General features: G+C 70.1%; 9 protein-coding genes. 4 read left to right on the forward strand and 5 right to left on the reverse strand.

Features of this window, described 5'->3' with window-relative positions; all coding sequences use genetic code 11:
* Positions 1 to 8 precede the first annotated feature (8 nt).
* The 4 genes from H286_RS0100295 to H286_RS0100315 all read left to right on the forward strand — a co-directional run bounded on the left by H286_RS0100295 (position 9) and on the right by H286_RS0100315 (position 5,946).
* Positions 9 to 1,514, forward strand: coding sequence for a DNA-3-methyladenine glycosylase 2 family protein (locus tag H286_RS0100295; RefSeq protein WP_020096654.1), 1,506 nt, complete (start codon positions 9 to 11; stop codon positions 1,512 to 1,514).
* Positions 1,511 to 2,002: a methylated-DNA--[protein]-cysteine S-methyltransferase gene (locus tag H286_RS0100300; protein ID WP_020096655.1), complete on the forward strand. Its 492-nt coding sequence runs from the start codon at positions 1,511 to 1,513 to the stop codon at positions 2,000 to 2,002. The genes H286_RS0100295 and H286_RS0100300 overlap by 4 nt, the downstream gene beginning before the upstream one ends.
* A 315-nt stretch (positions 2,003 to 2,317) precedes the next feature.
* Positions 2,318 to 4,138: an ABC transporter ATP-binding protein gene (locus H286_RS0100310; protein ID WP_020096657.1), complete on the forward strand. Its 1,821-nt coding sequence runs from the start codon at positions 2,318 to 2,320 to the stop codon at positions 4,136 to 4,138.
* Positions 4,135 to 5,946 (forward strand): ABC transporter ATP-binding protein, encoded by a 1,812-nt coding sequence (locus H286_RS0100315; protein ID WP_018188866.1) that lies wholly within the window; start codon positions 4,135 to 4,137, stop codon positions 5,944 to 5,946. Before H286_RS0100310 ends, H286_RS0100315 begins: the two co-directional genes overlap by 4 nt.
* Positions 5,947 to 6,119: 173 nt before the next feature.
* Here H286_RS0100315 and H286_RS0100320 read toward each other — a convergent pair whose 3' ends face one another.
* Genes H286_RS0100320 through H286_RS0100340 form a run of 5 tightly spaced genes read right to left on the reverse strand, consistent with a single transcriptional unit; the run spans position 6,120 to position 12,385 of the window.
* The gene (locus tag H286_RS0100320) at positions 6,120 to 7,037 is read right to left on the reverse strand and encodes an N-acetylglucosamine kinase (RefSeq protein ID WP_018188865.1); all 918 of its coding nucleotides are present in this window, start codon (positions 7,035 to 7,037) and stop codon (positions 6,120 to 6,122) included.
* On the reverse strand, positions 7,034 to 7,999 hold the full coding sequence (locus H286_RS0100325) for a glycoside hydrolase family 113 (RefSeq protein ID WP_028497331.1): 966 nt from the start codon (positions 7,997 to 7,999) through the stop codon (positions 7,034 to 7,036). The genes H286_RS0100320 and H286_RS0100325 overlap by 4 nt, the downstream gene beginning before the upstream one ends.
* A complete protein-coding gene (locus H286_RS0100330) occupies positions 7,996 to 10,497 on the reverse strand; it encodes a glycoside hydrolase family 2 protein (RefSeq protein ID WP_020096659.1) in 2,502 nt (833 codons plus the stop codon). The genes H286_RS0100325 and H286_RS0100330 overlap by 4 nt, the downstream gene beginning before the upstream one ends.
* Positions 10,494 to 11,390 carry a carbohydrate ABC transporter permease gene (locus H286_RS0100335; protein ID WP_020096660.1) on the reverse strand — a complete coding sequence of 299 codons (897 nt, stop codon included), beginning with the start codon at positions 11,388 to 11,390 and terminating at the stop codon, positions 10,494 to 10,496. The genes H286_RS0100330 and H286_RS0100335 overlap by 4 nt, the downstream gene beginning before the upstream one ends.
* Entirely contained in the window at positions 11,387 to 12,385 is a 999-nt protein-coding gene (locus H286_RS0100340; RefSeq protein ID WP_028497332.1) for a carbohydrate ABC transporter permease, read from the reverse strand. The genes H286_RS0100335 and H286_RS0100340 overlap by 4 nt, the downstream gene beginning before the upstream one ends.
* Positions 12,386 to 12,393 lie beyond the last annotated feature (8 nt).

Raw genomic sequence — 12,393 nt, forward strand, 5'->3', positions numbered from 1 at the left:
CTGAGGTCATGACGATCGCAGCGATGACCTTCGACGAGCGGTATCGCGCGATCGACGCGCGCGACGCCCGCTTCGACGGGCAATTCGTCACCGCGGTGCACACGACCGGGATCTACTGTCGTCCCAGCTGTCCGGCGCGGACCCCGAAGGCGGCGAACGTCAGCTTCTTCGCCACGAGCGCCGCCGCGCACGAGGCCGGGTTCCGGGCGTGCAAGCGCTGCCTGCCCGAGGCGACCCCCGGCTCACCGCAGTGGAATCTGCGGGGCGATGTCGCCGGGCGGGCGATGCGTCTCATCGCCGACGGGGTCGTCGACCGGGACGGGGTCTCCGGGCTCGCCGCGCGGCTCGGGTACTCCGATCGTCACCTGACGCGGCTCCTCACGACCGAGCTCGGCGCCGGCCCCCTCGCCCTGGCGCGTGCGCATCGCGCTCATACGGCGCGCACCCTGCTCGTCGACACCGATCTGTCGATGGCCGACGTCGCGTTCGCCGCCGGATTCGGCAGCATCCGTCAGTTCAACGAGACGATGACCGAGGTGTTCTCCCTGTCGCCGTCCGACCTCCGGGCCCGTCGGCGCGGGACGACCGCGGCTCCCGGGCGGATCGACCTCGTCCTCCCGGTGCGCAAGCCGTTCGACGCGGTCGGGCTGTTCGGATGGATGCGGGCGCACGCCATCCCCGGGGTCGAGACCGGTGACGCCGCGACGTTCGCGCGCACGATCCGTCTCAGCGGCGGCCCGGCCTGGTTCGAGGTGCGACAGGATGCCGCGGGTCGCCTACGGCTGCGCGCCGAGCTCGCCTCGCTGCGAGACCTCGCACCGCTGATCGCGCGGGTGCGTCGGCTGTTCGACCTCGACGCCGACCCGACCGCCATCGATGCCGCCCTGTCGCGGCATCCCGAACTGCGTCCTCTCGTCGAGCGCATTCCCGGAGTTCGACTGCCGGCAGCCATGGATGCCGACGAGATGCTCATCCGCGCCATGATCGGGCAGCAGATCAGCGTCGCGTCCGCGCGCACCGTGATGGGGCGGCTCGCCGCCGCACTCGGCGAACCGATCGACTCGCCCGCAGGGCCGTCCGTCCTCTTCCCCACATCCGCCGTCATCGCCGAGCGCGGGGGAGAGGTGCTGCGCGGGCCCGGCGCCCGGATCCGCGCCATCGTGGGCGCAGCGACCGCGCTCGCCGACGGGTCGCTCCGCCTGAGCCCCGGCGACGACACCCTCGAGCAGCGCGAGCGGCTGCTGGCTCTTCCGGGGATCGGTCCCTGGACGGCCGACTACGTCCGCATGCGCGTCCTCGGCGACCCGGACATCCTGCTCCCCGGCGACGTCGCCGCCCGGGCGGGAGCCGCAGCGGCCGGCATCCCCGCGGATGCCACCGGCCTCACGACCTGGTCGACCAGGGTCGCGCCGTGGCGCAGCTACCTGATGGCGCACCTCTGGTACGCCGCCCCCGTCACGCAGGCGTGGCGCGCGGAAACCCCCGACACCCCGTCCCGAAAGGACGACCGATGAGCGCGGTCCTGCAGACCCTCGACACTCCCGACGGCGCATTCACGATCCTCGAAGAGGACGGTCGCGTGCTGGCGTCGGGATGGACCTCGGATGCCGACGCGATCCTCGGCAGGCTACGGGCCGACCGCGTGCCCGCCGACGTGACGACGGGTCGAGTCCGGTCCGCGGACGCCGTCGCCGCCTATTACGACGGCGACCTCGCGGCGATCGACGACGTGCCGGTCAGCCAGCACGGCACAGCGATGCAGCTCACGGGGTGGAGCGCGCTGCGAGACATCCCGGCGGGAAAGCCCCTCACCTACGCCGAGTTCGCCGCCCACCTCGGCTCACCGACCGCGGTCCGGGCCGCGGCATCCATCTGCGCGCGGAATGCGCCGGCCCTGTTCGTCCCCTGCCACCGGGTGCTGCGGACCGGGGGAGCCCTCGGCGGATTCGCCTGGGGTCTCGACGTCAAGATGCGGCTGCTGGAGCGCGAAGCGGCGATCTGACTCGGTTTTTTCGAGTAAGCGCTTGCTTGCGGCGAAATCACAGGGATATCCTGGAGGGCTCCCGCGCGATGCGGGCGCCTTGTCCGGCCCCATCAAGGAGGAAGCCATGTCCACGGAGATCGTCTACACGAAGTCCGCCGCCTTCCTCGTCGCCGGACGCCCCGTCCGTCAGGGATGACACCGAGGATCTGATCCCGCGCGGAGGCTTCCCGCGCACCTCTTCGTTCTCCCTCGACGGGTCACCGCGACCCTGATCGTCCGCGCCACGCCGCGCTCCTCGCCGCCTCGGCATCCGCTCCTCACCTGTGCAGGATCATGACCTCCTCGACGCATCCCCGTCTGTCCACCGCCCGCTCCCTCGCCCGCCTGATCCCGTTCGCGAAGCCCGTGCTCCCGCGTCTCGGGCTCGGTGCCCTCAGCGCGCTCATCGCGAGCCTGCTGGGCCTGTCCATCCCGCTCGTCCTCGAGCAGATCGTCGGCAAGAACGGTCCCATCGCCTCGGGCAACCCGTGGCTGATCGCCCTCGGCGGCGGCGCCGTGCTGCTGCTCGGCCTGCTCGAAGCGCTCATGGTCTGGGCGCGCCGCTGGTTCGTGCTCTCTCCCGCCACCGCCGTCGAGTACGAGCTGCGCACCGACTTCTACGGCCGGCTGCAGCGACTGCCCGTCGCCTTCCACGACCGCTGGCAGTCGGGCCAGCTGCTCAGCCGCATGATGCAGGACATCGGCCTCATCCGCCGGTGGATGGCGTTCGGCGTCGTCCTGCTGGTCGTGAACATGATCACGATCGTCGTCGGCTCGGCGATCCTGTTCAGCTGGCACTGGCTGCTCGGCACGATCTTCGTCATCGTCTCCGCACCGCTGTGGATCGCGGGCTTCGTGTTCGAGAACCGTTACGGCATGCTGTCGCGGCAGAGCCAGGACCAGGCCGGCGACCTGGCGACCGCCGTCGAGGAGTCGGTGCACGGCATCCGCGTCCTCAAGGCCTTCGGGCGCGGCAGCCATGCCCTGCGCAAGTTCACCCGCCAGGCCGAGACGCTGCGCGAGACCGAGATCAGCAAGGCCAAGGCCGTCGGCTGGATCTGGTTCTGGCTCGTGCTGCTGCCCGACATCGCCTTCGCGCTGTGCCTCGGCGCGGGCATCTACCTCGTCTCGGTCGGCGAGATCGACACCGCCGCGCTCATCGCCTTCTTCGCGATGGCGACGATCCTCCGCTGGCCCGTCGAGTCGATCGGGTTCCTGTTCTCGTTCCTCGTCGACGCACGCACCGCGACGGACCGCATCTTCGAAGTGTTCGACGAGCAGAACACGATCGTCGACCCCGAGAACCCGGTCTCGATCGCGGAGCCCCGCGGCGAGCTGGTCTTCGAGAGGGCGCGGTTCCGGTATCAGGATGCCGCGGCCACCGAGCGCGACCTGCTCGACGGCATCGACCTGTCGCTGCGACCCGGCGAGACCATGGCTCTCGTCGGTCTGACGGGGTCGGGAAAGACGACGCTCACGACCCTGCCCGGGCGCCTTTACGACGTCACCGGCGGTCGCGTGCTGATCGACGGCGTCGACGTCCGCGACCTGCCGTTGACCGAGCTGCGCCGTCACGTCGGCATGGCTTTCGAGGACGCGACGCTGTTCTCGCAGACCGTGCGTGAGAACGTCCTGCTCGGGCGCGAGGACCTCGACCCGCAGAGCGCCGAGGGGGAGCGCGTCATGCGCGAGGCCCTTCAGGTCGCGCAGGCCGCGTTCGTCGACGACCTGCCCGACGGCGTCGACACCGTCATCGGCGAAGAAGGGCTCAGCCTCTCGGGCGGTCAGCGTCAGCGCCTTGCGCTCGCGCGCGCCGTCGCGGCGCGTCCCGCCGTCCTCGTCCTCGACGACCCGCTGTCGGCACTCGACGTCGACACCGAGGCGCTCGTCGAGGACGCCCTCCGTGTGGTCCTGGCCGAGACGACGGCGCTCGTCGTCGCGCACCGGCCCTCCACCGTCACGCTCGCCGACCGCGTCGCGCTCCTCGAAGAGGGACGCATCACCGCCGTCGGCACGCACTCCGAGCTCCTGCGCACCAGCGAGCACTACCGGCACGTCATCTCGAGTCTCGAGGACGAGCAGGAACGTCAGCACAAGAGGGAGGTGTCCCTGTGAGCACCGTCACGGGCACCAGCGGCGAAGACCGCTCCGATTACACCCGCGAAGAGAGCCGGCAGATCCGGCGTCGCTCGCTGCGACTCCTCGGGTCGCTCGTCACGCCGCTGAAGATGCAGCTCGTCCTCGCGGGGATCGTGCTGGTCATCTCGACCGTCCTCCGCGTCGCCGGTCCCGCCCTCGTCGGCTGGGGCATCGCGAACGCGCTCCCGGCCGTCCAGAAGGAAGCCGACTGGATGCCGACGATCGTCGTCGTCATCATCTTCCTGATCTCCGCGATCGGCGGCGCCGCGCTCATCGGCTGGTACGCCGTCGTCGTGGCGCGCCTGACCCAGGCGGTCATGCTGGACCTCCGCAAGCGGATCTTCCTGCACACGCAGAAGCTCAGCCTCGAGTTCCACGAGTCGTACACGTCGGGCCGCATCATCTCGCGTCAGACGAGCGACCTCGACACGATCCGCGAGCTGCTCGACGGCGGTCTGAACGAGCTCGTCTCGGGCCTGCTGTACGGCGGGTTCACTCTCGTCGCGCTGATCCTGCTCGACTGGCAGTCCGGTCTCGTCCTCGCAGCCATGGGCGTCCCGCTGTTCTTCCTCATGCGCTGGTTCTACCTGCGCTCGCAGGTCGTCTACCGCGAGTCCCGCGTCGTGAGCGCCAAGGTGATCGTCAAGTTCGTCGAGACGATGACCGGTGTCCGCGCCGTCAAGGCGTTCCGCAAGGAGCCGGCGAACGACCGCGAGTTCGGCGGTCTGGCGAGCGACTACCGCGACATCAACATGCGCTCGATCCGCCTGTTCGGCACGTTCGAGCCCGCGATGATGGCCCTGGCATCCTTCGCCCTCGCGGCAGTGCTGCTCTGGGGTGGTCTGCGCGTTGTGAGCGGGGCTCTCGAGCTCGGTTTCCTGCTGTCGGCCGTCCTGTACGTCCGGAACTTCTTCGCGCCGATGCAGGAGGTGGCGTTCTTCCTGAACTCCTACCAGTCCGCCACGGCGGCGCTCGAGAAGGTGTCGGGCGTCCTCGAGGAGTCGCCGACCGTCCCGGATCCGGCGAAGCCGGTCGACCTCCGCGAGGCCAGCGGCCACCTGAGCTTCGACGACGTGACCTTCGGGTACTCCGAGACGAAGATCATCCTGCCGGACTTCCGCCTCGACATACCCGCCGGGCAGACGATCGCCCTCGTCGGGACGACGGGTGCCGGCAAATCGACGCTCGCCAAGCTCGTCGCACGGTTCTACGACCCGACGAAGGGTGCGGTGACGCTCGACGGCGTCGACCTGCGGGAGCTGCACCCGAAGGATCTGCGCCGCGCGATCGTCATGGTCACGCAGGAGGCCTACCTGTTCAGCGGGACCGTCGCCGACAACATCGCCCTCGGCAAGCCCGACGCGACGATGGACGAGATCCGTGCGGCGGCGCGCGCCGTGGGGGCGGACGGCTTCATCCAGAAGCTGCCCGACGGCTACGACACCGACGTGAACAAGCGCGGCGGCCGCGTATCGGCGGGGCAGCGTCAGCTGATCTCGTTCGCGCGCGCCTTCCTCGCCGACCCGGCCGTGCTGATCCTCGACGAGGCGACGGCGTCGCTCGACATCCCGAGCGAGCGGCAGATCCAGGAGGCCCTCGGCACCCTGCTCGCCGACCGCACGGCGATCATCATCGCGCACCGCCTGTCGACGGTCGCGATCGCCGACCGCGTGCTCGTCATGGAGCACGGCCGCATCATCGAGGACGACACCCCCGACGCCCTCATCGCGGGCACGGGCAAGTTCGCCCAGCTGCACCGGGCCTGGCGCGAGTCGCTCGTCTGAGTCGATCCTGGTCCGCTGACGGGTGCCGGGGCCCGATGTCGGGGCCTCGGCATCCGTCGTTCGCGGCGGCCGAGTGTGCCGGATGCAGGTTCAGGGGGTGTTCACCGCGCTCAGGGCACCATCGGAGCCGTCTGAACCTGCACTCGGCACGGTCACCGCGCGTCGCGTGCGGGTCAGATCGCGCCGGCGCGGTGGACGGCGGCGCCGAGCGGATGCGCGGGGGTGATCTCCGCCAGGGCGAGGGCGCCGTCGATCCCGACGCCGCGGGGCGAGACGAGGCGGAGGTCCTCGCCGAGTTCGGACTCGAAGGCGTCGTGCAGCGTTCGCGAGGCGAAGACCCCGCCGATGGCGCAGACGTCGAACGCCGGCTCGTCGGTGCGCACGCGTCGGACCGCGGTCCGGGCGGATGAGGCGAGCTCGTGCGCCGCGCGACGCGAGATGTCCTGCGCCACCGCGTCGCTGGCATCCGCGGCTGCAGCGACCTCGCGAGCGAGCGAGGCGACGACGCGCACGCGGTCGTGGTCGGCCTGCAGCGCCATGTAGGCCTGCGTCAGGTCCGGCCAGCGCGACAGCGCGGCCTCGGTCAGAACCGTCGCGGGGCCGCGTCCGTCGTAGGCGCGCATCACGGCATCGAGGGCCGCGCGCCCGATCCAGTAGCCGCTGCCGGCGTCGCCCATGATCCAGCCCCAGCCGTCGACCCGCGCCGTCTCGGTCTCGCCGACGGCCAGAGTGACGACTCCGGTGCCGGCTGCGACGACGGCGCCGTGCCGATCGCCCAGCGCACCGAGGAACGACGTCGTCGAATCGTGCGCGAGCATCGTCGCCTGCACGCCGTCGGCGTGGACCAGCGCGAGCAGCGCATCCGCATCGGCGTCGCGGTCGGTGAGTCCCGAGATCCCCGCCGTCACGACGTCGAGGTCGGTGCCGGTCCGCGCGAGGGTCTCGCGCACGACGTCGGCGAGCTGCGGCAGGAGGGGGATGCCGGTGTGGATGCCGCGGAACGTCAGGTCCTCGCGGCGGGTGCCGTCGTCGACTCGCACCTTGATGTCGCTCTGTCCCGCATCGATGGCGAGCACTCGGCGCGCGTTCATCGTCCTCCTCCGGTGGTGGCGCCTGCCAGCGCCCGGTACCGCTCGCGCAGGAACTCTCCCGCCGGCTTGCCATATGGACAGTAGTCGTCGTTGCGGTCGGCGACGTCCGGGTCGTAGAGCTCGGCCGGCCAGTCCCAGAGGAAGAACCCCGACATCCACTCGCGTTCCGCGCACGCGTCGAACATGACGCGGTAGTAGTCGAGCTGCGCCTGTCCCGACGGCGCGCCCTCGAGAGCCCAGTCATTCGGTCGCATCGGGGAGTTCTCGCGCGAGGGGCATCCCGCTTCGAGGAAGACGAACGGTTTGCCGGATGCCGCGACGACCGCCTCGATCCGGTCGAGGTTCTCCTGCCACGCGTCGATCGGGTAGTAGCCGCTCGAGGAGATCACGTCGACCGCGTCCCACCAGCCGACCCGATCCTCCTGGTACTTGTCGCAGTTGTACGTCACGAGTCCGGAGTACACCTCTCGCACGGCCCGCACCAGGTCACGCCAGTGCGACTCCTGCCCGTCGGCGCGCACCATCTCGCACCCGATGCAGAGCATCGCGCAGCCCTCGGCCTCGGCGATGCGGGCGGCGTCGAGGATGAACTCCCGGTACGAGGCGAACCACTCCGTCCAGCTCGGCTCGCCGGGCACGTCCCAGTCGAAGAAGCCGATGAACGCGCGCCAGGTCCCCTCGGCGACGTTGACGACCGGCTTCAGACAGACCTTCAGGCCGCGGTCGTGCGCCACACGGATGGCGTGGACGATCTCGCCCTCGGTGACCGTCGGCTCGTCGCGGAACGGGATCTCGGTCGAGAACGCGGTCGTCTGCAGGGCGGCGTACGAGAGCGCCGTCCACGTGACGCCGTGGTCGACCATCGCGTCGAGGGATGCCGCGGCCGCAGGTGTCGTCCACGTTCCGCGGACGCCCGTCCACCCCCACGTCATCCCGCAGACGAATCCATCCGGCAGGCTCATCCGGTCACCAGCTGGTTGGCGGAGCGGAGCACGCGGGGGTCCGCGAGCGCGTCCGCGTCGAGCGCGACGCCGGCGTCGTGGCGCACGACGATGCGTCCGGTCTCGCCGGGGAGCAGCGTGAGCAGGCCGTCGGCGGGCTGCGCGGAGGCATGCACCTTGTCGGCGAGCAGCGAGACCTCGCGGACGAAGCGGGCAGCCGTGATGCTGACCTCGGTGCCTCCCTCGACGGCGCGCGTCGAGACCGTCAGACCGGGATCGCCGAGCGTCGAGTCGCGCGGCTCGGCGAAGTACCAGACTCCGCGCGCGCCGTCGGCATCGACCACGAGCGCCTCGGACGCGGCATCCGCCGCCGTGGCGAGCTCGGCATCGATCGACACGACGAGCGTTCCCCGGGCCTCGACGGTGACGTCCACCGCCGTGTCCGCGAGCACCTCGCCGCCGAACGAGACGCGTCGCGTGCGCACCGGGACGCTCCACGCCTCATCGGTGTCGTTTCCGAGGACCGCGACGAGCCGGCCGTCGCGCGGCTGCACCGTCGCGACGCGGGGCGCGAAAGCGTTCTTCAGCGCGTGGAACAGCGGCTTGACCCGCTCGGCCCCGTCGATCGCGGCCCACGAGGTGACCGGCCAGCAGTCGTTGAGCTGCCAGACGACGGCGCCCATCGTGTGCGGCGCCCACGAGCGGAAGTGGTCGAGCGCGGCGCCGACGGCGAGGGCCTGGTTCAGTTGCATCGCCCAATGCCAGGTCTCCATGTCTGCCGGCACCCGGAAGTGGGGGAGCAGCCCGTTCGTGAGCTTCACGTTGCCGTCGATGGCCTTCTGGTGGACGATCATGCCCGGCGACTCGGGCGTCAGCGGCGCATCGTCGACGGACTCGACGAGCGTCGTCCACGCCGGCGGCGCCTGCCAGCCGAACTCGGCGACGAAGCGCGGCGTGTGGTCGCGGTACGTTGCCCAGTCGCGCCGGTTCCACTGCTCCCACAGGTGCATGCTGCCGTGCAGCTCGTCGTTCGGGTGCGGCCCCGTCTGACGACCGGATGCCGCGTCCCAGCCCGTCTCCGGACTGAAGGGGCTCCCGGGGGCGTACGGGACGTGCGGGGCGAGTTCGGCGATGAGGGCGGGGAAGAGTTCGTAGTAGTACGTCGCACCCCAGCTCTTGCCGTCGAGGCTCAGCTTCCAGCCCCAGTCCTCGAAGCCCCAGAGGTTCTCGTTGTTGCCGACGAGCTGCGCGAGCGAGGCGTGCGAGGCGAGTCGGACGATGTTCTCGCGCGCCTCGGCCTCGATCTCGGAGCGCAGGGGCTCCTCCTCGGGGTAGGCGGCGCACGCGAAGAGGAAGTCCTGCCAGACGAGCAGGCCGAGTTCGTCCGCGAGGTCGTAGAAGTCGTCGGACTCGTAGAGGCCGCCGCCCCACACGCGGATGAGGTTCACGTTCGCGTCGATCGCCTGGCGGAAGCGGCGCTCGTAGCGGTCGCGGTCGACGCGCACGGGGAGCGCGTCGTCGGGGATCCAGTTGACCCCCTTCACGAAGATCGGCCGGTCGTTGATGACGAGCGTGTACGGCGTGCCCGCGGCATCCGGCTCGATGTTCCAGTGGACCGTCCGGAACCCCACCCGACGGGTGGTCGCGTCGACCGTCCCGCCCTCGGCGTGCAGGGAGACCTCGACGGTGTAGAGCGGCTGGCCGCCGTGACCGACGGGCCACCAGCGGTGGGCCACGGGGAGGTCGACCTCGACGTGCCCGTTCTCGCCGACGGCGGTGGCGACCACGGTCGCGTCGCCGTCCAGGCCCGGACCCCGCACCACCGCACGCAGCTCGAGCGGGGTGTCGGCGGCATCCGTCCGGTCGATGCGGACGTCCACCGACACGCGTCCGCCGTCGCCGTCCGGCATCGCGACGACGCAGGTCTCGGCCAGTCGCGCGGTCGACCACGACTCGAGGCGCGCCGGCTTCCAGATGCCGCTCGTGTACGTCGCGATGCCCCAGTCCCAGCCGAAGCTGCAGGCGGACTTGCGGATCGCCTCGTAGGGCAGCGGGTACGGACGCGGCCGGGCACCGAGCTCGATGCTCGCCTGATTCGCGTACGGCACCGGTGCCCGGAAGGCGACCTCGAGGTCGTTGTCGCCGTCGCGCAGGAGCGCGGCCACGTCGTAGCGGTAGGAGCGATGCTGATTGGCGACCTCGCCGATCACCGTGCCGTTGAGGCGGATCGCGGCGACCGTATCGAGACCGTCGAACACGAGGTCGTGGCGCTCGCTGCCGTCGGGCGTCCAGGCGAACGTCGTCCGATACGTCCAATCGACGAGGCCGATCCACGCCAGCAGCGACTCGTTGTCGCCGTGGAACGGGTCGGGGATCAGGCCCTCGGCGAGCAGATCGACGTGGATGCTGCCGGGCACGGTCGCGGGCACGGTGAGACCGCCGACGACGTCGGGTACGGGACCCGCGGTGGCGCGGACGGTCCATCCGTCGTGGAGGGGACGGCGGGAGAGGTGGGTCACTTGACGGCTCCTGAGGTGAGGCCCTGGTAGATCCATCGTTGCAGGACGAGGAAGGCGACCAGCGTCGGGATGATCACGACGAGCGTGCCGGCCGCGATCACCTCCCACTGCGCGCCGAACGGACCTTTGAATCGGAAGAGGGACGTGGAGATCATGCCCTCGGAGGGCAGGTAGAGGAAGGGGGCGTAGAACTCGTTGTAGACCGCGATGCCCTTGATGATGACGACGGTGGCGATCGCGGGGCGCAGCAGGGGGAGGATCACACGCCAGTAGATCGTCCACCGGTTGGCGCCGTCGATCATCGCGGCTTCGTCGAGCGAGATCGGGATCGACTGCATGAACTGGATGAAGAGGTAGATCGCGATGATGTCGGTGCCCATGAAGAGCAGGATCAGCGCGGCCTTGGTGTCGTAGAGGCCGAGACCGTTGACGAGCTGGAACGTCGCGACCTGACTCGTCACCCCCGGGATGAGGGTGGCCAGCAGGAACAGGCCCATGACGAGCTTCTTGCCCCGGAAGGCGAACCGGTCGAGGGCGTACGCGGCCATCGTGCCGAGTGCGATCGTGCCGACGAGGGAGACGGCCAGGACGATCGTCGTGTTGACGAAGCCCTCGAGCATCTTGCCGCTCGTGAACGCCGTCACGAAGTTGTCGAAGTTCAGCCAGTTCGACGGCGGATCGAACGGCCCCGTCGCCGCGTATTCGCTCGAGCTCTTCATCGAGGCGAACAGCAGCACCGACAGCGGCAGCAGGGTGACGACCGCGGCGATCACGAGGCTGGTGTACTTCGCCGCGGTGGCGCTCATGCTGCCGAGACGCTGGAGCGGCGTCCGCCCCGACCGGCGCCGGGGGAGGGGCGTGGGCTTCGTGGGCGGAATCAGCGTGGCGGTCATGTCAGGTCCACCTTCTCGTCGGGGAACACGCGGCGCTGGATCCACGTCACGACCAGCACGATCGCCAGCAGGACGACGGCCATGGCCGAGGCCAGTCCGACCTGGCGGAAGGAGAACGCGGTCTGCAGGGTCTGGATGACGAAGGTCGCCGACCCGTTGGCGCCGCCGGTCATGATGAACGGCACCTCGAACACCGACAGGCTGCCGGCGATGGCGAGGATGAATGACAGTCCGATGATGCGACGGATGCCGGGGGCGATGATCGACCAGAACTGCTGCCACTTGTTGGCGCCGTCCAGTTCCGCGGCTTCGTAGAGCTCGCGGGGGATCGACTGGATCGCGCCGAGGAAGAGCACGAAGTTCAGTCCCGTGTAGCGCCAGACGGATGTGCCGGCGAGCGACCAGTTGACGACGTCGGGGTCGCCCAGCCACTTCGGCGGGTCGGCGAGGCCGACCCATCCGAGCACCGTGTCGAGGGTGCCCCCGGGCTGGAACAGGTAGAGGAAGACGAACCCGATCGCGACGCCGTTGATCAGGTACGGGAAGAAGAGGATGCCGCGGAACAGGTTCGAGAACCGGGTCGAGAAGCTGAGGATCACCGCGAAGTAGAGCGCGATGGCCATCTGCAGGAAGGAGGCGGCGAAGTAGTAGAGGCTCACCCAGAAGACGCTGAAGATGCGCGGATCGGTGAAGACCTGCACGTAGTTGTCGATGCCGACGAGGTTCTTCTCGAGGTCGATGCCGTCCCAGTCGGTGACCGAGTAGTAGAAGAGGTTCAGCGCCGGCCAGTAGGTGAACAGGAGGAGGAGGCCGACCGCCCCGGAGAGGAACAGCCAGGGGGTCAGCCGTTGCACGATCCCGCGTCCCGCCCGGCGCGACCCGCTGCCGGGGGCGCCGGATGCGCGGCGTGTGCCGCGCATCCGACGTCCTCGGGCGGGTGCGGACAGGACCGCAGGGGCATCCGCGGGTGCGGAGCCGGAAGCTGCGATCGCCATCGTGGATG

The sequence above is a fragment of the Microbacterium sp. 11MF genome, from assembly GCF_000383475.1.
GTDB classification, from domain to species: Bacteria; Actinomycetota; Actinomycetes; order Actinomycetales; family Microbacteriaceae; genus Microbacterium; species Microbacterium aquilitoris.